The organism is bacterium (assembly GCA_035308905.1).
In the GTDB taxonomy this organism is placed as follows: domain Bacteria; phylum Sysuimicrobiota; class Sysuimicrobiia; order Sysuimicrobiales; family Segetimicrobiaceae; genus DASSJF01.
In genome coordinates this window covers 16753-36365 of record DATGFS010000033.1, presented here as the reverse complement: position 1 = coordinate 36365, position 19613 = coordinate 16753, and the positions used below count along the sequence as shown (strand labels likewise).

The following is a 19613-nucleotide window of genomic DNA, read 5'->3' as shown; positions in this document are numbered from 1 at the left end:
GATCAGGTCGGGCTGGGTGACCGTGCCGGGGCGGGCAACGGTGCGCGCTCGCCGAGCACCACCACGTGGTCGGCGTAGCCGTCGTACATCGTGCGGCACGTGAACAGAAAGATCTGCCGGTCCCCCGCGAGACCTCGCAGAAAGGTCATCGCCGAGGCCTGACGGTCGTCGTCGTACGCGAGAAACGGATCGTCGAGAAAGAGCGGCGGCCGCCGGCCATCGGCCAGGACATCGGCCAGACCCAGCCGCAGCGCGAGATAACACTGGTCCACGCCGCCGCTGCCGATCTCGCGCGCCGAGACCTCCGCCCACTCCTTCGGCGCCCCCACCCACACCCTCGGCGCCAGCGTCTGCTCGTCCACCGCGATCCGATCGTAGGCGCCGTTCGAGAGCCGGCGCAGATAGCCGCTCGCCAGTTCTTCGAGGCGGGCCCGTCCGGGTACGATGGTCGCGCGGTGCGCGCGGTCCAGCACGTCGTGCGTGAGACGGAGCGCCTCGACCTGCCGCTGCTGCCGCGCCAGGCGGGCTTCCGTGTCGGCAAGCTCCTCTTCCACCCGCGCGAGCGCCTCGTGGGGCGATCGTCCGGCGAGGCGCCCTTCGAGCCGCTGCACGGCCGCCTTCTCCTGGTCGAGCGCCTGCCGGCGGTGCTGGGCGTCGAGTTGGCGCCGCTGGAACGCCGCGGCGTCCAGCCGCCGAAGTCCGAGATCGGGATCTTCGCGCTGCGCCTGCACCGCGCCGAGTTCGGTCCGCACCTGGCGGTGTGATTCGGCGATCGCGTCCCTCGACTGTCCGCCGAGAAGCCCTTCGAGCAGCTGTGAAGCGGCCTGCCGCCGGTCGCGCGCGGTGCGCGCCGCGGCGGCCTGCGCCGCGGCCGCCTCGATCGACGCGACGCCGAGCGCCGCGAGATCCCGACGGACCGCCTCCGCCGCCGCTCCGGCCTGTTCGCGCAGCAGAGTCAGCGCCCGGCCGGCCTGTTCGGCGCGCTCGCGTTCCTGGAGCGCCATCCGGCGGGCGTCCGCGCGCGCACGCGTGTGTACGACCGCCAGCGCTCCACCCGCGACGGCCGCGACCGCCAGCGCGACGGCCCCCGCCGCCGGGTGGTGCGCGGCGACGAGCGTGAGACCGGCGAGCCCGCCGGCAGCGGCCAACGTCGCGAGGAGCGGCGCGGCGGCGCCGGGCCGCGGCCTCCCGGCACCAGCCGGTATGGTTCCCCCCGCCTCCGGCCGGGCGCTCAACGGGGTTTGAGCCGGCGGCGTCTCCGCGGCTTCCAGCTGCTGCCGAAGCACATCCGCGCGCGCGTCGGCCTGCTGAAGCCCGCGCCACGCGTCGTCGGGAATCTCCGGCGCCTGAAGCGCCGGGTCCCGTTCGGCCGCGGCGAGGGCCCGCGCCGCGGCGTCGATGCGCTCCAAGCGCGCCGACAGATCGCCGCCGCGCCGGCCGGCCTCGTCCCATCGCCGGTCCAGCTCGAGCAGCCGGCGGTTGGCGCCAAGCAGCGCCTCGTCCTCGGCGACCGCGCTCTCCAGCTGGCTGATCCGCGCCGCGCGCACCTCGCGCTCGGAGGCGGCCCCTTCGATCTCCTTAACCTCGGCGGCGAGCCGCTGGCGTTCGTCGGCGAGGGCTTTGAGCCGGTCCTGACCGCGCTTGAGCGGCCCGGGCGCCGTCGCCGGCCGGCCGCGCAGGCCGATCTCCTGCCGTCGGACCCAGTCGGCGATCGCCTTGAGCACGCGGACGGCGTCCCCGTCCCCGCCCGTCATGATCCTCGACAGATGCGCGCCGATCTCGCGCGCCTCGCCCTCGGACGGGGCCAGCTGCCATTGCCCGATGTGCGCCGTCGCCCGAAACAGGGCGAGACTCCCGAACCCGAGCAGCGCGCCGACACGCGCGGCCACGTCTTTCGACGTCTCCCACTCGCCGCCGTCCACGCGCAGCAGGGTCTTCTGCGAGGCGAAGTCTTTTTGCAGCTCATAACGGCGGCCATCGGCCTCGAACTCCAGCATCACCTCTCCGTCCGCCTCGCCCCACGGGCGGTACGACTTCGCCTCGGACGGACGTACGGGGAAGAGCGCGGCGGAAAAGGCAAGGTGCAGCGTGGATTTGCCGGCGTCGTTGCGCCCGCGCACGACGTTGAGGCCCGGCGCAAACGCGAGCTCCTCATCGCCGAGCCCGCGGAAGCACCGCACCCGCACGCGCCGGATGATCATCCGGGGAGCTCCATGGTCCCCTGCAGCAGCGCGACGCCGTAGGCGAGCGCCTCCTCGGCGAGCGCGCGGTCGTCTCCCTGGCGCATCGCGATCTGCTCCTGCATCTCGCGCACAAAGCGGCCGATCACGGTGTGATCGGGATATTGCGAGGGATCGGCCACGTCGGGCCGGAGGCGCGATTCGTCGCGGAGATCGAGGCGGAAAAACGACGGCGCGAGGTCCTCGCGCAGCCGCTCGGCCAGGACCCGCGTGTCGAGGCCGCCGAGCCCCGTCAGGACAACGCGCAGCGCCAGGTTCGGATCGGCGTGCTCGCGGATGCGGCGGGCGATCGCCTCGCCGTCGCCCGCCGTCGCCAGATCGACGACGAGCCGCCCGCTGCGGCGGCGGCCCACGCGGCGCCGCTCGACCTCGGCGCGGCCGGGCTCGGGAATCGTGACGAGCAGCACGTGCCCGGATTGACCCTCGTCAAGATCGATCATCTCCGGCGCGCCGCTGTACCATGCAGCCACCCCGCCGGCCGAGACGTCCTGCGCCGAATGCCAGTCGCCGAGGGCAAGGTAATCGACCGCGCTCGCGGCGATCTCCCGCGGCGTGATCATCGTGAACTGCGCCTCGAAGTCGGGCCGCTGCACGCTGCCGTGGGCCACGGCGACCTGGTAGCGCGTGGCGCGGCGAACCGGCAGTCCGGCGAGCGGGCTCTCGACGGACAGCCGCCGCGGCGCCGACCGTCCCACGACCGTCAGATCGCACTCGGCGATGACGCGCTCGCCGAGCTGCTGCCCGAACACGGTCAGCCCCGGACAGCGGCGCTCGAGGTCCGTCCACACGCCGGCGCTGCCTTCGCCGAGGGGGTCGTGGTTGCCGGCGATCGCGCAGACGGGAATGCCCGCCTGTCCGAGCCGGCTCAGCTGTTCGGCGGCGAACGGCGCGTGCACGCGGGCCGCCGCCACCGAATCGAAGAGGTCGCCCGCGATCAGCACCGCGTCGACGCGCTCCGCGAGGGCGAGATCGATCAGGCGGGTCAGCGTCTCCCGCAGTTGCTTGCGGTGCTCCGGCCCCCGGTCGCCCAGCACCTTGAACGTCGCCCCGAGGTGCACGTCGGAGGTGTGCAGGAGGCGCAGGCTCATTCGGCCGCCGTGAACGGACAAATTTGCTTGAAGGCGCAGTACGGGCAGGCGCGATACGGATCCGGGGTCGCGGTGAACTGGCGCGCCCGGATGCCCTCGGCCGCGCGCTCGATCATCTCCCGCGCCTCCGTCACGTCCTCGGCGTCCTTGTGCGCCCGGCCGACCATGATCTCGCGGCCGAGAAAGTGCAGCTCGACGCGGTCCGGGAGCCGGCCGAGCACCTCCTGATATGCGAGGGAGTAGATCGCGAGCTGCTCGCTGTCCCGGGTGCGCCGGTCGGCGTCTTCCTGCGTCCGCACGTCCGTGCTCTTGAAGTCGATGATCACGACGTCGTTCCCGCGGATGTCGACGCGGTCCCACCGGCCGCGCACGTAGGCCCCCCCGGAGCGGAACCGGAACTCCCGCTCGACGAACGTGGGCACCGTCCCGCCGGCCTCCTGGTAGGCGAAGAAGCGGCGCAGCACCGCGCGGCCTTCTTCGAGGCGCCGGTCCTCGTGCTCGCGGCTGAGAAACCCCTCGCTGATCCACGCCCGCTCGAGCGTCGCCACGAGATCGTCCGCGGTGACCGGCTGGCGCCGCGCGCGGCGGCGGTTGTATTCCTGGACGGCCTCGTGGAGCGCCGCGCCGTACGCGATCCGATGGTCCCGCAGAATGGGGACGCGCAGCACGTGGATGTACCGGTACTTGTACGGACAGGTCGTGTAGTCGTCGACCTGCCGGAACGAGAGCGGCACCGGATCGTCGGACGGCGGCAGCAGCACGATCGGCCCCTCCGCCGGGGCGGCCGGCGGCGCGTGCCGCTCCACCGCCTGCGCGGGCGACGCCGCGGCCGCGGCCGGCTCGATCCGGGGCAGGTCGAGCGCCTCCAAGACGAACCGGCTCACTTTGCGGCGCCGCACGCCGCCGTAGTCCCACGCGCCGGTCAGGTAGAGCTCCCGGCGCGCCCGGGTCATGCCGACGTAGCAGAGCCGGCGCTCCTCTTGGAGGTGGAAGTCTCCGCTCGGCAGGATGTCGCGCATCAGCGCGTCCGGCAGGGCGAGCGGCTCCCGCCGCGCCCGCGACGGAAACTTCTCGGCGACGAGGCTGACCAGAAACACGACCGGGAACTCGAGGCCCTTCGCCTTGTGGATCGTGAGCACGCGCACGGCGTCGGTGTCCGCCTCGGCCTCCGCCGTCGCGGGATCGTCGCCGGCCTCGATCAGCAATTCCAAGTATTCGACGAACGCCGGCACGCGGTCCACCTTCGCGCTCTCCCCGTAGCGCGCGACGAGGTCGAAAAACCGCGCGATGTTGGCGACCCGGTGCGCGTCGGCCGGCTCCTCGGACGCGGCGAGGCGGTGCACGTAACCGGTATGCGTGACCGCATATTCGTAGAGCACGCGGCCGGTCTTCATCGTCGCGGCCAGCCGGCCCATCGCGTCGAGATCCTCGACGATCTTCGCGATGACCGCCCGCCCAGGCGCCGAGACCTCGAGGTCGTTGAGCCGCGGCAGCGCCCGGTAGACCTGGTTCAGCGACCGGTTGCGGCGCTGGCCGTAGCTGGTGCAGAGCGCGAGGTCCGCGGGGGGCACGTCGTAGAAGGGCGACGAGCTCAGCAGGTACAGGGACATACTGTCGCTCGGGTGCGCCAGCACGCGCAGGAACGCGGTGAGGAAGCGGATCTCTTCGCGATCGTAGAGGCCGCGGGTCCCGGTGAAGGTGAACGGAATGCCGCGCATGTTGAGGGCCCGCATGAACGGATCGGCGTCCCGGTTGGCGCGGACCAGGATCGCGACATCGCGGTACCGCCAGCGGCCGGTCCGCACGGCGTCCTCGATCCGGCCGGCCACGTCGTCCGCCTCCTCGGCGAGCGTCTCGAACTGGTGGTGGCGCGGCAGCTGCCCCGGCTCCGTGGCCGAGCGCAGCCGCTTGTCGATGCCGTGCCGGACCTCGAGGCGGTCGGGATCGTTGTGGCGGATCAGCCGGTACGCCGAATCGAGAATCAACTGCGTCGAGCGGAAGTTGCGGGTGAGCACGACCATCCGCGCGTCCGGATACGCCTCGGTGAAATAGGAGATGTTGCTGTACGACGCGCCGCGCCAGCGGTAGATCGCCTGGTCGTCGTCGGCGACGACGGTCAGGTTGCGCCGGCCCCCGGCCAACAGCTTTACGAGCTCGAACTGCGCGAAGTTGGTGTCCTGGAATTCGTCGACGAGCAGGTAGCGGAACTGCGACTGGTAGGCCTCGCGGACCGACGGGTGCTCCCGCAGCAGGCGCAGCGTCAGCACGATCAGGTCGCCGAAGTCGACGCAGCTCGCCTCGGCCAGCATCGTCTGATAGGCGCGATACGTCGCCGCGAGCTCGCGCTGCTGGCGCGCCTGCTCGGCCAGCGCGGCGTTGTCCGGCTGGGACGCGGCCTCCGCGGCGAGGCGCTCCGCGTAGGCCGCGTAGTCCTCCGGCGTGACGGCCTCGTCCTTGGCCCGGCTCCACAGCGTAATCAGGGCGTCGACGTACCGGGTCGGGTCGCCAAGCGGGCGGAAATAATCGAGGGGCAGCTGGAACAGCCGCTCGCGCATGAAGATGACCTGCTCGGGACGGCTCAGTACCCGGAAGTCCGGCGAGAGACCGAGGTGGAGGGCGTTCTCGCGGAGCACGCGGTCCCCGAACGCGTGAAACGTGCTGATCCAGGTATCGGTGTAGCCGTAGGGCACGAACCGGTCGACCCGTTCCTCCATCTCGGCCGCGGCGCGGTCGGTGAAGGTGAGCGCCAGGATCTCGCTCGGTCGGGCTTCCTTGGTCGCGATGAGGTGCGCGATGCGGCGGGTGATGACGGCGGTCTTTCCGGTGCCGGCGCCGGCGACGATCAGGAGCGGGCCGGCGGCGTGCGTCACGGCATCCCGCTGCTCGTCGGTGAGCCCGGCGAGGATCTCATCGGCGCGCGTGGTCGCCGTCGCGGCCGCGGCGGCGACCTCGGGTGATTGGACGTCGAGCGAGTGAGCGCCGTCGAGAAAACCGATGCCGGTGTCCTGGAGCGGCGCGAGGTCATCGACGTCGGTTGAAGCCAGCCCGAGGGCGAGTTGATCCGTGTCCGCGCCGCCGGGCCGTCTGCCCTTCAGAGGTACGGCTTTGATTTCATGGTTGCCGGCCGCTGGTCGGCCGGCGGGCCGCGCCTCGCGCCCGTTACGCATCCGAGATCCCACCGCGGTCGCTCCGTTGCACCGTCCGAAGAACGCGTGCGATTGTTGGTGCGGCGAATCCCCGGCGCTGGAGCAGGCCGGCCAGCCGCCGGATCCTGGCATCCCACGCGAGGCGCGCGTAGGCGCGGAGGCGACGCTCGACGAGATCGCGCGCGCGCCGTTCTTCCCCTGTCTCCGCAGGACCTCCGGCCGCATTCGCGGCCGCCGCTTCTTCTTCGCCGCACACCTCGCGGATCGCCTGCTCGATCAGCGAACTGGCGACGCCTTTTTCGCGCAATTCCGAGCGAAGCCGCAGCGCACCGCACGGCCGGACCGCGAGACGATTCTGCACCCACGCCCGCGCGAACTCCAAATCGTTGAGATAGCCGTCGTTCGTGAGGTCGGTGATGACCGACACCACCGATTCCAACGGCGCCCCGGCGCGCCGGAGGCGCGCCCGAAGCTCGGCGGTGCTGCGCGGCCGCGCCCCAAGCAGACGGAGCGCGGTCTCCCGCGCGCGCCGGTAGGCGTCGCGGCTCTCGAGCAGCAGGAGCGCCGGCGGGGCGAGCACAACGCCGGGCTCCAGACCGAGACGTGCGACCTCCTCGGCGTCCACCCGGAACCGCCGTCCGTCCTCCAGCACAATCAGGCGCAACTCGCCGGCACCGGACGCGGGCCCGCCGGACGCCCGAATCACGGCGATGCGGGCAGGCCCCGGGGCAGCGCCTCCGGAGGCCCCGGAGCTCGATTGCTCCGCGGACGCATCACGGCCGACGCCGCCTGAGCGGTGTCGGCCGCGAGACCGGTACCGGGCCGCAGGGACGCGCCCTGCGCGATTCACCGCTGAGCCCGAGGCGCGACTCCCTTCGCAACCACGGCTGCGCCGGCGACTTTCCTGAGCTCGTCTTCAGATGGCACGGAGGTGGGAACGGCCGGCCTCGGCGCCGGGCTTTTTGCTTCGGGAGCGGCGCCGTTGCCGTTCCCCCCTTCGGGGACTAGGCGGCGAGATGCGCTGCCGTCGGGCGCGGCGTCCGGCGCGGCCGCGGCGGAGGCCGGCACGCGCACGATCCCGAGCTTCTCGCGGGTCTTGGCGTCGATCTCGCGCGCCAGCTCCGGATTGTTCTCGAGGAACTCGCGGGCGTTGTCGCGGCCCTGGCCGATCTTCATGTCCTTGTAGGCGAACCACGTCCCAGACCGCGAGACGATCCCGTGGAGCGCGGCCACATCCAGCAGGCTGGCGGACTTGCTGATTCCCCGCGGGAAGATGATGTCGGCTTCGCAGTCCCGGAACGGCGCGGCGAGCTTGTTCTTGACAACTTTGATCCGCACGCGCTGGCCGATGGCCTGATCGCCCGACTTCAGCGTTTCGATCCGGCGGATCTCCATGCGCACCGAGGCGTAGAACTTCAACGCGCGGCCCCCGCTGGTGACCTCGGGGTTGCCGAACATGACGCCGACCTTCTCGCGCAGCTGGTTGATGAAAATCATCGTGGTGCGGGACTTGCTGATGGCGCCGACGAGCTTCCGCATCGCCTGGGACATGAGCCGCGCCTGCAGACCGACGTGCGCGTCCCCCATCTCACCGTCCAACTCCGCCCGCGGCACGAGCGCCGCCACCGAGTCCACCACGATCACGTCGATCGCGCCGGACCGAACGAGCATCTCGCCGATCTCGAGCGCCTGCTCGCCGGAGTCCGGCTGGGAGATCAGGAGGTTGTCGATGTCGACCCCGACGTTGCGGGCGTACTCGGTATTGAGAGCATGCTCCGCGTCGATGAACGCCGCGACCCCGCCTTCACGCTGCGCCTCGGCGACGACGTGATAGCCGAGCGTCGTCTTGCCGGACGATTCGGGGCCGTAGATCTCGACGATCCGGCCGCGGGGCACGCCGCCGACGCCCAGCGCGGCGTCGAGGGCCAGAATACCCGTGGGGATCACGTCGACGTTCAGCTTGGCCTGGTGCTCGCCGAGCTTCATGATCGAACCCTTGCCGAACTGCTTCTCGATCTGGGTCAAGGCGAGGTCCAGGGCGCGCTGCCGTTCGTTCATGGGGACCGTTCCCTCCGCCGCGTCGACGGTCGCTGATGCGACTTTTTCGCGTATTAAGTTGGCCCCAACATACCAAACAGTTGTTCGTATGTCAAGCCACGGCGTGAACTTTCGTTGACCACTGAGTTTTCACTTCGAAGAATTCGCCATCCATTCAATCGGACCCCCGGGAGGTGACGCCGAGGGCTGCCGTCGCGACGATCGTGTGCACGGGCTCGGACGCGCCGAGCACGCTCTTCACCACCACCAGTTCGGTCACGGACTGGTCGCCCAATACCACACGATCGAGCGCCTCGGCCTCGTGTCTCAAGTCCGGCGGCCGGCCGGTCCCGCGCGCCCGTGCGAGCGTCAGGTGCGGCGCAAACGGCCTGGGGTCGAGCGCGAAGCGCCGATCGCGAAGCGCGCGGGCGAGCGAGCCGGCGAGCGCGACGAGGCGCTCGGCGCCGCGCGTCACGCCCACCCACACCACGCGCGGCGCGGCCGTGGACGGGAAGGCCCCAACCCCCGCGAAGCTGATCGCAAACGGTGCGGTCGCACCGGCGGCGGCGCGGGCCGCCTCGACGGCCTCGGCCACCTCTGCCGTCGGAATGTCCCCGAGAAACTGCAGCGTCAGATGCAGATGCGAGGGCGAAACCCAGCGGAACCGGTCGGCGTACGCCGCGAGCGGGGCGCGCGCCCTCGCCGCGGCGTCGCGAACGTCCGGCGCGAGCGGAACCGCGATGAAGGTGCGATGACGATCCGCCTGGCCGGGGCGCGCCGCGTCGGGACCGGGCGCGCCCGCCCCGCCGCGCGGAGCGGGAGTCACCGCGGGGCGCGCTCTCCCAAGTCAAGCAGATACAGCCGGATCATGTCGAGCGAGGTCTGGGACGCGAGATACTGGACGCCCGCGCGGCCGGGCTCTGTGCCGTAGCGCATCTCGCGGACGTCCGTGCCGCCGGCATGAGCGAGCGCGATGAACACCAAGCCCACCGGTCTCTCGGGGGTGCCTCCCGACGGACCGGCAATGCCCGTCGTCGAGACCGCGAGGTCCGTTTCCGCGTGTGCGCGCGCGCCTTCGGCCATGGCCCGCGCCACCTCCGGACTCACCGCGCCGTGGCGCGCGATCAGATTCTGCGGCACCGAGAGCCAACGGTTCTTGGCCGCGTTGCTGTAGGCGATCACGCCGCCGTCCAGGTACATCGACGCCCCGGGGGTCCGCGTGAGGCGGTGCGCGATCAGCCCTCCCGTGCACGACTCGGCGACGGCGATCGTGAGGCCGGCGTCGGCCAGCTGCCTCGCGACGGTCTCTTCCAGCGTTTGCTCGCCGACCGCGTAGATCGCGCGCCCCAGACGTTCGCGGACCGCCAGTTCGGTCTCGTCGAGCAGGCCGTCGACGCCGGCCTCCTCCCCGCGCGCGGTGATGCGCAGATGGCATTCGCCGGTGTGCGCGTAGGGCGCGATCGTGGGGTTCGTGCCGGCGCGCATCAAGTCGCGGACGCGGTCTTCGACGATCGACTCACCGAGGGCGACCCGGAGAATGCGGGAGCGGATGACGTCGGTCCCAGCCAGGCCGCGCGCGCGGAGATACGGAATGACGTGATCCTCGATCATCCCCTTCATCTCGCGCGGCACGCCGGGCGTAAAGACGAGCGTCTTCCCCTCGTGCTCCACGACGACGCCCGGGGCGCTGCCCCGCGTGTTGGGGATCATGTGCGCCCCGCGGGGCATCATCGCCTGCTTCTGCTGCTGGCTCGTGAGCGGACGGTTGCGCCGCCGGAAGAATGCCTGCACGTGGGTCCACGCCTCTTCGTTCCGCTCTATCGGCAGGCCCAGCGCCTCGGCCACCGCGGCGACCGTGAGGTCGTCGTCGGTCGGGCCGAGCCCGCCGGTCGCGATGACCAGGTCGACGCGACTGAGCGCCTCGCGGAACACCTCCTGGACTCGCCCCACGTTGTCGCCCACCGTCGACCGGTAGTACACGGCGATCCCGGCGCCGGCCAGCACGTTGCAGAGCCAGACGGCGTTGGTGTCGGTGATCTGGCCGAGAAGATGCTCTGTTCCGACAGAAATGATCTCCGCGCGGGTCATCGCGCGCACCCCCCGTGCCATCGAACAGTCGCCGTCATTGGTGCTGGGTCGGGGCCGGATTCGTCGGGGTCACCGCCGGCGCGTTCGGCGGAGCGGGCGGGGCCGGCGCGGGGCGTGGTGTGGCCGGCGCCGGGGCGACGGGCGCGGGAGCCGGGGCCGCCGGCCGGGCCGGGGGCGTGGCGGGCGGAGCGGCCGCCGGGGTCGTGGCGGGCGGAGCCGTGGGCGCCGCCGGCGCGGTCCCGCCGGGGGCGCCGGACGTAAACGTCCGCTCCACGACGTCGCCCGGGTTGCCGAGCCGGCCGACGTTCTGACCGTTCACCGACAGATCCAAGGCGCTGGCGTTGCCCACCCGCAGGCTGACCTGATGCTTTCCCTCCCACACCTGGTGATCGCCGGCGCTCACGAATCCCTCGAACACCACGGAGCCATCGGAGACCACCCGCACCCAGGACCGATCTGTCGCCAGCGCGCTGACCACGACATTCTGTCCGCCGGTGGGAGTGACGGTTTGCCCCGGGGCGCCGGGTGTGGCCGGCGGCGCACCCGCCGCCTGTCCCCCAGACGTCGGCGTCACCGCGGGCGCACCCGCCGGTTGGGTCGCGCCGGGCGGAGACCCGGCGGGTCCGCCGGCACCGCCCGGCGCGGCCGCCTCCGGCCGCGGACGGGTCGCGGCAAACTGCCGCAGCTGTCCCACGAGAATGTAGGCGAGCACGACCGCGCCCGCGACGAAGACGACCGCGATCGCGGTGATAATCCGCCGGAGACGCGACTGCGGATTCGCCGGCGTGATCCGGACCTCAACCGGCCTCGGAACCGCGGCCGCCGGACCACCGGCAGATTGAGACGGGTAGAGACCCAGGATCTCATCGGCGGAGATGCCGAGCTGCCGCGCGTAGGATGCGAGGAACCCGCGGCCGTATGTGGTGCCGGGCAGTTCGTCCCACGCTTCACGTTCGAGGGCGTCCAAGTAGCGGCGCTTGATGCGCGTCGCTGCTTCGATGTCCTCAAGCGTCAGGCCGCGGGCCGTGCGCGCGTTGCGAAGGCGTTCGCCAATGCCCGCCAAAGCCATGGTGCCTCCGGGTTTCTCGGAACCAAAACTCCTATCCTGCGGCACCGGGGCGAAATCGTTCGCCGCTTACGGTTGTGCCCAGCGCACCGATATCAAAGCCGATCGAGGTCGGAGCCGACAAGGCCGAAGAGATTATGACGCGCCCTCTGCCGCCTGAGCAGTGCGTGCCGGCCTGCCTCCCGCACCGCCCGACTCACCGCTGTCGGCAGTCCCTCCGGGCGCAGCAGGATCCTCACCGTCTTGCGCCCGAAAGGCGGCGATCACACCAGACAAGATCTCGTCGAGCGTCCGGGTCGGGCGGTATCCAATCGCCGTGCGGAGTTTGGAGATGTCGGGCACTCGGTGGTGTGCATCTTCAAACCCTTCACCGTAGGCCTCTTTGTAAGGTACGAACTCGATCTTCGAGGCAGTGCCCGTCGCCCGCTTGATCCGTTCGGCCAATTCGATCACCGAGACGGCTTCGTCGCTGCCGATGTTGTAGATTTCTCCCACCGCACCCGGATGCGCCATCAGCGCCACCGTCGCTTTCACCGCATCACCTACCCAGGTGAAACTCCTGACCTGCGTCCCGTCGCCGTACACGGTCAACGGTCTGCCCTCCAAGGCTTGTTGAACCAGCCGGGGCATCACCATGCCGTACGCGCCGACTTGTCGGGGACCGACGGTGTTAAAATAGCGCCCGATCACCACGGGCAGTCCGTTTTCCTGGTAGCGGGCGCGTGCCTGATACTCGTCGAGGATCTTCGCTGATGCGTAGCACCACCGCATTGAAACGCCAAAGCGGATGTCATCGGTCTCGCGGAAACCCGGCGATTCATTACGCGCATCCTTCCCGTACACTTCGGAGGTCGAGGCGAGAAAGACTTTGCGCTTCCACCGACAGGCTGCTTCCAGAACGTTTTCAGTACCTCCGGCGTTGATCTTGATCGCGCGAACCGGGCGCTCGAAGATCAGCTTGACTCCGACCGCCGCGGCAAGGTGATAGATTTCGTCGCAATCCCGGATCTCGGCGTCCATCAACACCTCGTCCAATATTGACCCCTCCACCAGCCTGAACCGCGGATGCCGCAGCAACCCCGCGATGTTCTCGCGCCGCCCGGTCGACAGGTCGTCCAGAACGGTCACAGCCGCACCGGTGTCGAGTAAGGCTTCGGCAAGGTGCGAGCCGATGAATCCGGCTCCACCTGTGATGAGTAATCGAGATGTGGGTTTCATCTCTCCGCGTCGGAACCCGCGCGACGTTCTGATAGCGGAGCCGCTGTGGCGCCGCCAAGGTATCCCCGCTCGATCAGATATTGCAGGATCTTGTCGACGTTCGCCGCAGGCGTGCAATCCGTCGTCTTGAGCGTCAGTTCGGCGCCGTCCGGCATTTCATAAGGATCGTCGATCCCTGTGACGCCCTTGATCTCTCCTCGGCGCGCGCGCGCGTACAGGCCCTTTGGATCGCGTCGCTCGCACACGTCAAGCGGAGTATCAACCCACACCTCTACGAAGTGTTCAGTCCCGATCATCGCCCGACATTCCGCCCGCGTCGCGCGGTATGGGCTGACCGCGGCACAGATCACGGTGCCGCGGTGGCGGACGATCTCCGCCGCAACGTAGCCGATGCGCCGGACATTCGTGTCCCGATCGTCTCGGCCGAATCCCAGTCCGTCGGAGAGGTTCGTTCGAACGACGTCACCGTCCAGTACCGTAACGTGCCTACCCCACTCCATAAGTCGGAGCGCAAGCACCTCCGCGATCGAACTCTTGCCGGCCGCGCTCAGGCCGGTGAACCATACGCAAACACCCTGTTGTTCCCGGGACGGGTACGCGTTGGCGAGGATTTCCGCGACCTCCGGACGCGTGAACCACGCCGGGAGCGGTCGGCCGTTGGCTAGAAAATCACGGCGAACCTGCGTGCCGGATAACGAAAGGACCCGAGTGCCTTGGCGCACGGTGTGCGCTTCCGCGTAGCGCCCCTCATCGGGCACGTGCACCAACTCGTCGAACGGCAGAATCGTGACGCCGATCTCGGCCTGGACGGACTCGGCAAGCGCGCGGGCCTCATACGGTCCGTAGAATGGCTTGCCGGCGGAGTCCATGCCGGGGCCAGCGTGGTCCCGACCCACGATGAAATGGTTGGCACCGAAGTTCCTGCGGATGATTGCGTGCCACACGGCTTCCCGCGGTCCGGCCATGCGCATCGCCAACGGAAGAAGGCTGAGGATGGTCTTCTGCGGATCATAATAGCGACCCACGAGCGCCTTGTAGCACCGGACCCTCGTGTAGTGGTCGACATCCCCCGGTTTCGTCATCCCGACGACGGGGTGAATCAACAACGTTCCACGAACGCGCTCCGCGGCACGCTTGGTGAGTTCCTCGTGGGCCCGGTGCATCGGGTTTCGCGTCTGGAACGCGACTACATTCGTCGTTCCGCGCTCGGCGAGAAGTCGGCGCACCTCGGCGGGCGTTCTGCGCAGCTCCGTGAAATCGTAATGTCGCGGTAGATTCACAACGCGGAGCGGTCCCGACGCGTACCACGGCCCCCAAGTGTTCATCTCCGCGACAAGCGGGTGCCGCGCGTCGTCCGTCCCGAACACGCCTCGTGCCTCGAACGCAGGGTCTCGGCGGTAGATCTCCTCGACCCGCATGATCGCGATCACATCGTTTTGGGGGCTGCGAAGCGCCACGTCCTCACCTTCGCGCACCAGGGCCACATCCGCAACGGGGAGTGCGATGGGTACCGGCCATAGTGTTCCATCGGGCAGGCGCATGTCGCGGACGACGGCCTCGTACGCGGCGCGCCCCATAAACCGGTCGAGAGGCGAGAACGCTCCGGTTGCCAGCAACTCGATGTCGCAGAGCGACCGGAGCGACAACTGCAACGATCGAAGGCCGATCGCGCGCTCAATGAATGCGCGGCGTTCCTCCTCTGGAGCAATGAGATCAACGAGGCCGCCGCCGTACGGTGCAACCAACCCGGTGTCGGCGTGTGTGTCCAAAGTCTCCCCCTCGTGGGCCGCGCTGCCCGCCTTCCCACTGCCGGCGTCTGGTGCCTTCAACTTCCGCATGAATACCATGGACCAGTTCATATCATTCGTCCGACATGGCCGGCTGACCTGTCATGACCCTCCAAGGGGAGGCACGCCCCATCGAGTCCGAATCGGCAATACAAATCTGAGAGGTGGATTCTGGGTAGGAAGTCTAAGTGTACCCCTGCTCATCGCACAGCATACGAACGGCTGTTTCGAGGTCATATGCGGCACCAAATGCTGCCTCGGCTCCTGAGCGAGAAAGGCCACGTGCGGCACGGAGGGGAGCTCCACGGCGCGATTTTCACGACAGTCGAACGTGCCGGTCGATCGGATACAGCCGCGAAGGGAACCGTCTCGATGCTGCCGCGTCTCCGGCCAATCAAGGGAGGAGCCCCTGTGCCTCGGCGCTCGAAACACGCGGAACGTCCCGGTGTCGCGCGAAACCGCTCGTCCGGCACTCAGGACGTACTGTCGGTCATTGCCGATAGCCTGCATCAAGGTCCGGCGCAGCGCCTTACCGCCGCCGTCTGGCTCTTGGAGTCTTGCGAAGTCCGCCGGGGCCGGCGGCGCCTCGTCGACAGGGCGGCGTTGCGGAAGGCGATGGTCGCGGCGCGTTCCGCCTTGAAGTCTGTCCGGGCGATCATTTACCTGCTGCACTCCGTGATGACGGAAGACCCTGATCTCGCCGCGATGCTCCAACACATGATCGCCGATTTTCGTCGGACCACGCCCGTTAGATTTCACTTGAGGATCCGCAGCGCGAAAGTACTTGCTAACCTTCCGTTGGCCGTCGCGTGGGCGCTCGGTGCGATCGCCTATGACCGTCTGGTGAATGCGGTCATACAATCGAACACCCGCCGGGTCATGGTCGTCGTCTCGCAGCGCAGAGGCCTCGCGACGTTGCAGATCGTGAGCGACGGGATCGCGTGTCGGCGTCGTCCGGCGACGCTCTCGAACAGTGCTGAGTTAGGCTGGGCGAGAAACTTGGCTGAGGCGCTCGGCGGAACTCTGGAGACCTCAAACGATCCCGAGCGGGGAGCTTGCGTCAAGGCCGCCCTTCCAGTCGCGCTCGACCACCGTCGGCACCGCGCCAGAACCGCACACGGTGGCCGGAGGATAGGCCGGTAGTCGCCAGCATGGGCGCTTAATTCAACCGGACGGTGGATGCCTTCATCATACCAGCGAGCGTAAATTTAGGCGTGGGGCAAGGTTTGACGATCACGGTGCCTGACTGCGGAGCCTGTGCTGAGATGCCGGCTCATCTCCGTCGGCTTGGCGCGTTTCCGGCTATTCATGTGCTTCCGCCGCCCGCGCCTCGGCCGTCACCGATAGTGACGCGATGAACGACGTCTTCTTCATCGTCGCGGACGTCATGGTGCCGACTGCCGTTTCACTGACCGGCCGCGACACCGTCGCAGCGGCGGCGAAGTTGATCAAAGAACAGCGCCTGGCGGCGGCGCCGGTCGTTGAAGCAGACCGCATCCTGGGCATCGTCACCCCGCTACAACTGCTCGCCGCGCCGCCGTACCGACCGGTTGCCGAGGTCATGACCCCGGGCGCCGTCGCGGTGACGCCAGGACTCCCGCTGCTACAAGCATACGCCCTCATGTCCCGCCATCGGGTTGACGTGTTGCCGGTGGCCGAAGACGGAAAGATCGTCGGCCAAATTTCCGCGACGGCGATCCTCCGCAGGCAGAGCCAGCAGAGTGACCCCTTGACCGGTCTGCCGACGTCGACAGCCCTGCGGGCATGGGCAATGGCGGCGTTGGAGCGCGGGCATGAGATTATGGTGCTGTTCATCGACCTTGACAGCTTCGGCGCGGTGAACAAGATCCTCGGCCACGTCATCGGTGACGAGATGCTGTGCTCCGTGGCGAGTTTGCTCGGCAGCCTCGTGGACGAGAGGATCGACCTGCTTTGCCGATATGGCGGCGACGAGTTTGCCATAGCCACGACACGGCCCGAGGGCGACGCGCGCGAACTGGCACAGCGGATTCGGGATGTGGTGGCGATCTCCGGTGACATGGCCGGAGGGCCCCCCCGCGTCACGGCTAGTGTCGGAGTGGCCGGCGGACGTCGCGCCGAGGTGCGGACGCGGGGACACATCGCGACGACCGTCGAGGACCTGCTGACGCTCGCCAGCCTGGCGTCCACAACCGAAAAGGAGGCCAGGCGGGCTGCCGAGCCTGCGTCCAGACGGAATGAAGGGACGAAGGCCGCACTCCCCGCTGATCAGCCGGTCACGACGGCCGGGCGACGGGAGCCGCGTCTACAACTCATGGACGTAACGTTACAGACCGAGGACAGGGGAAGTGCGGCCACGGTTGCGCTGAGATTGGGAGAGCGCGAGAGCGTAGGACGCGCCGCCGGCCACGTCCACGGCCAAGGCACGCTGTTCCTCGTGGCCGAGGCAACACTCGACGCGATCCGGCAGACGGTTGGAGACGCGGGCAATTACGTACTGGAGGAATTGACAGAGGTTCCCACGTCTATGGAGAGGTTGGTCGTCACGGTGTTATCGAGGTCCGCAAACGAACCGCGCACCTTAATCGGCAGCGCGCGCGCGCCGGACCTCGAACACGCGGTGACCAAAGCAATCCTGGCGGCGCTCAATCGGCCAATGGCACGGACCCTAGCGAAACACGTCCCCGAATGACGCCCCCTGACCGGCCCACCGGTCAGGCGGACGGTGGGACCGACGGCACCTCCGACTCGGCGGAGAGCAGTGCGACGACGGAGGCGTCATCCTTGCCCAGCCGGCGTTCTTCGTCTTCTACCCAGAGTATCTCCTGATAGATGCCGAACGCTTCCTCGGAAATGAGGCGCCGCAGCCCTGCTTCCAGGACGAGCTTTCTAAAAAAGGCCCGCTCGCTCACCGCCTTTCGGTACAGCCAGATACACTGATCCCGCAGGCGGCCCACTTTCCTCTGCGTCGTGAAGCCGAGGTCCCGGCGTTCCGCGAGATCTCCGATCCTCCGGTAGCACCGCTTGAGATCACGAGACAGCACCGTGAGTTCGGTCGTGACGTCGTCAACCGGGACTTCTCGATCACCCGCCCGCACGAGCCGAAGCAGTCGGGTCTCTATCGCTATTAGCGTAACGAGAAGATCGGTGATATCCTGCGGCGCGGCCTCGATGCTCTCCCCCCGGATCGGCATCAACGGACCCTTCTCTCTCATCGCCGCCTTCTAGCCTACCGGGCGCTGTCTTGTCCCTCCACCTGACCGCTGTCGCACCGATCCGACGAGTTCCTCAAAATTCAAGCGTGCGGACGGAAGAACTGCCGACGACGCGCCACGATGAGCCCGACGAAACCCGGGAGAGCCGTTACGACAAGCAACGCTGTTCCCGGCTCCGGAACGGCGCTGAGGTTGCAGCCGTTGGTTCCGGTTTGACCGCTGGGCGCAAAGCTTCCAAACCATCCCGTGCAGGAACCGCCGTTTGATGAGGTGTACTTAGCGTGCATAACGTAGCCGCCGGTTGTATCGGCCGTCAAATCGGTCCAAGGGTTACAAAACTTTCCATTGCCGTTGACGGAATTTGGCGTGCATGAACCGTTGCTGAGGCTGAAGGTGTTTAGTGTCTTGCCGAAACCGTCGGCGGTGCACGCCGTTCTTCCAGTCGTCGTCGTATCCCAGCACTGCACATTCGTGCCGACTGGCGTATAGGTAATACCACCAAACGAAAAACTGTCGGCCGTCCACAAAAGGCTGCCGCTAGTAACGTCGACCGTACCGAAGGTAATCGTGCCCTGCGGCAGGCCCATCAAGTTTGTGTACGTCAGGTCGATTGTCGAGGCTGACGCCGAGCCTACGATTACCAACAGTGGCACAAGAACCACCAGAAATCTACCCACCAGACCGACCCTCGATCGCTTCTGAGGCCTGTTCATGGTCGCACTCCTGCGCTTTGGCGTTAGCCAAACAACCCAAAATTAGCAAACCCAGCCGTCAAATGTCGTCAATCTTTCGTATGGATTTTAGCGTCTACCGAACATACGATCGCATCTGCGGACAACGCGAACAGTTAAACAAAATACTAGGAGATTTTGGCCGTTCGAGGACCGGCAGGTAAATCTGATGATGGTGTCATAAATATGGCCTCCACCCGCGCGGTGGAGTCACAAGCTGACCCCTGTCACGGGCGACAACTCGCAACAACTGCCGCATGTCGACGCACACCGATCGACGGGCTCGGCGCTTCACCACGAACTAGGAGCGAGTGAACGGACATGGCGATCCGTGTGGTGATCACCGATGATCAGACCATCATCTTGTCGGGGCTCAAGGCCATCCTGAAGCCGGAACCGGATATCCAAGTGGTCGGCGAAGCAGTCAACGGTCACCAGGCGGTCGAAAGAGTCGCGGCGCTGCGGCCGGATCTTGTGCTCATGGATATGATGATGAACGGCGAAGACGGCGCCACGGTCACGAAAATCATCCGAGAGCGCTTTCCGCAGACCGCAGTGCTCGTACTCACCGCCCACGCCGACCAAAAACTGTTCCGCAGAGCGGCCGAGGCTGGGGCGTCGGGTTACATCCTCAAGGATATCACCCCTCACGACCTCGTCGCCGCCATACGGGCGATTCACGCGGGCAGCGCGATGATCAGCCCGACGATTTCCAAACAGATCTTGCAGTACTTCTCGACAGCGAAGCCGGCCGCCGACATCTGCAACGCCGCGCGCGTCTTTGGGTTGACACAGCGAGAGGTCGACGTGCTCGCCGCTCTTGTGGACGGCCTCAGCGACAAGCTGATCGGCCGGCGGCTGTTCCTGTCGGAGTCCACGGTGAAAACCCATCTGCGCTCGATCTACCGCCGGCTCCGCACGAGCAACCGGGCCCAGGCGGTGGCCGTCACCGTCGAGCAAAAACTCCTCGAGATCGCGCCATAATCGCGGATTGTCGCCGTCGGCCGAGTCACCGAGG

The 19613-nt window shown here is 68.1% G+C and carries 15 protein-coding genes; 3 read left to right on the top strand and 12 right to left on the bottom strand.

The window, feature by feature from the left end:
* Positions 1–2: 2 nt before the first annotated feature.
* The 10 genes from VKT83_10910 to VKT83_10865 all read right to left on the bottom strand — a co-directional run bounded on the left by VKT83_10910 (position 3) and on the right by VKT83_10865 (position 14742).
* Positions 3–2201, bottom strand: a complete 2199-nt coding sequence (locus VKT83_10910; protein HLY22966.1) for an AAA family ATPase — start codon at positions 2199–2201, stop codon at positions 3–5.
* Entirely contained in the window at positions 2198–3328 is a 1131-nt protein-coding gene (locus VKT83_10905) for a DNA repair exonuclease (protein ID HLY22965.1), read from the bottom strand. Before VKT83_10905 ends, VKT83_10910 begins: the two co-directional genes overlap by 4 nt.
* Positions 3325–6495, bottom strand: coding sequence for a UvrD-helicase domain-containing protein (locus VKT83_10900; GenBank protein ID HLY22964.1), 3171 nt, complete (start codon positions 6493–6495; stop codon positions 3325–3327). The genes VKT83_10905 and VKT83_10900 overlap by 4 nt, the downstream gene beginning before the upstream one ends.
* Complete coding sequence (locus VKT83_10895) at positions 6488–7138, bottom strand: regulatory protein RecX (protein ID HLY22963.1); 651 nt, start codon at positions 7136–7138, stop codon at positions 6488–6490. Before VKT83_10895 ends, VKT83_10900 begins: the two co-directional genes overlap by 8 nt.
* A 182-nt stretch (positions 7139–7320) precedes the next feature.
* Positions 7321–8532, bottom strand: a complete 1212-nt coding sequence (gene recA, locus VKT83_10890; protein HLY22962.1) for a recombinase RecA — start codon at positions 8530–8532, stop codon at positions 7321–7323.
* 154 nt (positions 8533–8686) lie between these two features.
* Positions 8687–9337 carry an RNA 2',3'-cyclic phosphodiesterase gene (thpR, locus tag VKT83_10885; GenBank protein ID HLY22961.1) on the bottom strand — a complete coding sequence of 217 codons (651 nt, stop codon included), beginning with the start codon at positions 9335–9337 and terminating at the stop codon, positions 8687–8689.
* On the bottom strand, positions 9334–10620 hold the full coding sequence (locus VKT83_10880) for a competence/damage-inducible protein A (GenBank protein HLY22960.1): 1287 nt from the start codon (positions 10618–10620) through the stop codon (positions 9334–9336). The genes thpR and VKT83_10880 overlap by 4 nt, the downstream gene beginning before the upstream one ends.
* Positions 10621–10633: 13 nt before the next feature.
* Entirely contained in the window at positions 10634–11668 is a 1035-nt protein-coding gene (locus VKT83_10875; GenBank protein ID HLY22959.1) for a RodZ domain-containing protein, read from the bottom strand.
* Between the two features lie 132 nt (positions 11669–11800).
* Positions 11801–12883, bottom strand: coding sequence for a GDP-mannose 4,6-dehydratase (locus tag VKT83_10870; GenBank protein ID HLY22958.1), 1083 nt, complete (start codon positions 12881–12883; stop codon positions 11801–11803).
* On the bottom strand, positions 12880–14742 hold the full coding sequence (locus tag VKT83_10865) for a bifunctional sulfate adenylyltransferase/adenylylsulfate kinase (GenBank protein HLY22957.1): 1863 nt from the start codon (positions 14740–14742) through the stop codon (positions 12880–12882). The genes VKT83_10870 and VKT83_10865 overlap by 4 nt, the downstream gene beginning before the upstream one ends.
* 339 nt (positions 14743–15081) lie before the next feature.
* Between VKT83_10865 and VKT83_10860 the strand changes: the two genes are divergently transcribed.
* A complete protein-coding gene (locus tag VKT83_10860; protein ID HLY22956.1) occupies positions 15082–15813 on the top strand; it encodes a hypothetical protein in 732 nt (243 codons plus the stop codon).
* Positions 15814–16024: 211 nt separating this feature from the next.
* Positions 16025–17341, top strand: coding sequence for a GGDEF domain-containing protein (locus tag VKT83_10855; GenBank protein HLY22955.1), 1317 nt, complete (start codon positions 16025–16027; stop codon positions 17339–17341).
* A gap of 22 nt (positions 17342–17363) precedes the next feature.
* On the opposite strand, the gene VKT83_10850 is transcribed toward VKT83_10855, so the two are convergent.
* Together VKT83_10850 and VKT83_10845 are read right to left on the bottom strand one after the other, a co-directional pair.
* Complete coding sequence (locus tag VKT83_10850; GenBank protein ID HLY22954.1) at positions 17364–17864, bottom strand: hypothetical protein; 501 nt, start codon at positions 17862–17864, stop codon at positions 17364–17366.
* A gap of 80 nt (positions 17865–17944) precedes the next feature.
* Entirely contained in the window at positions 17945–18541 is a 597-nt protein-coding gene (locus VKT83_10845) for a PEP-CTERM sorting domain-containing protein (GenBank protein HLY22953.1), read from the bottom strand.
* A 375-nt stretch (positions 18542–18916) separates the two neighbouring features.
* Here VKT83_10845 and VKT83_10840 point away from each other — a divergent pair, with 375 nt between their 5' ends.
* Positions 18917–19579 carry a response regulator transcription factor gene (locus VKT83_10840; protein HLY22952.1) on the top strand — a complete coding sequence of 221 codons (663 nt, stop codon included), beginning with the start codon at positions 18917–18919 and terminating at the stop codon, positions 19577–19579.
* Positions 19580–19613 lie beyond the last annotated feature (34 nt).

Excerpts from the sequence above, each read along its gene's own strand:
- VKT83_10875 (HLY22959.1), bottom strand. The coding sequence starts at position 11,668 with ATGGCTTTGGCGGGCATTGGCGAACGCCTTCGCAACGCGCGCACGGCC.
- VKT83_10865 (HLY22957.1), bottom strand. The coding sequence starts at position 14,742 with ATGAACTGGTCCATGGTATTCATGCGGAAGTTGAAGGCACCAGACGCC.
- VKT83_10855 (HLY22955.1), top strand. The coding sequence starts at position 16,025 with ATGAACGACGTCTTCTTCATCGTCGCGGACGTCATGGTGCCGACTGCC.
- VKT83_10840 (HLY22952.1), top strand. The coding sequence starts at position 18,917 with ATGGCGATCCGTGTGGTGATCACCGATGATCAGACCATCATCTTGTCG.
- VKT83_10905 (HLY22965.1), bottom strand. The coding sequence starts at position 3,328 with ATGAGCCTGCGCCTCCTGCACACCTCCGACGTGCACCTCGGGGCGACG.
- VKT83_10880 (HLY22960.1), bottom strand. The coding sequence starts at position 10,620 with ATGGCACGGGGGGTGCGCGCGATGACCCGCGCGGAGATCATTTCTGTC.
- VKT83_10850 (HLY22954.1), bottom strand. The coding sequence starts at position 17,864 with ATGAGAGAGAAGGGTCCGTTGATGCCGATCCGGGGGGAGAGCATCGAG.
- VKT83_10900 (HLY22964.1), bottom strand. The coding sequence starts at position 6,495 with ATGCGTAACGGGCGCGAGGCGCGGCCCGCCGGCCGACCAGCGGCCGGC.
- VKT83_10870 (HLY22958.1), bottom strand. The coding sequence starts at position 12,883 with ATGAAACCCACATCTCGATTACTCATCACAGGTGGAGCCGGATTCATC.
- VKT83_10910 (HLY22966.1), bottom strand. The coding sequence starts at position 2,201 with ATGATCATCCGGCGCGTGCGGGTGCGGTGCTTCCGCGGGCTCGGCGAT.
- recA (HLY22962.1), bottom strand. The coding sequence starts at position 8,532 with ATGAACGAACGGCAGCGCGCCCTGGACCTCGCCTTGACCCAGATCGAG.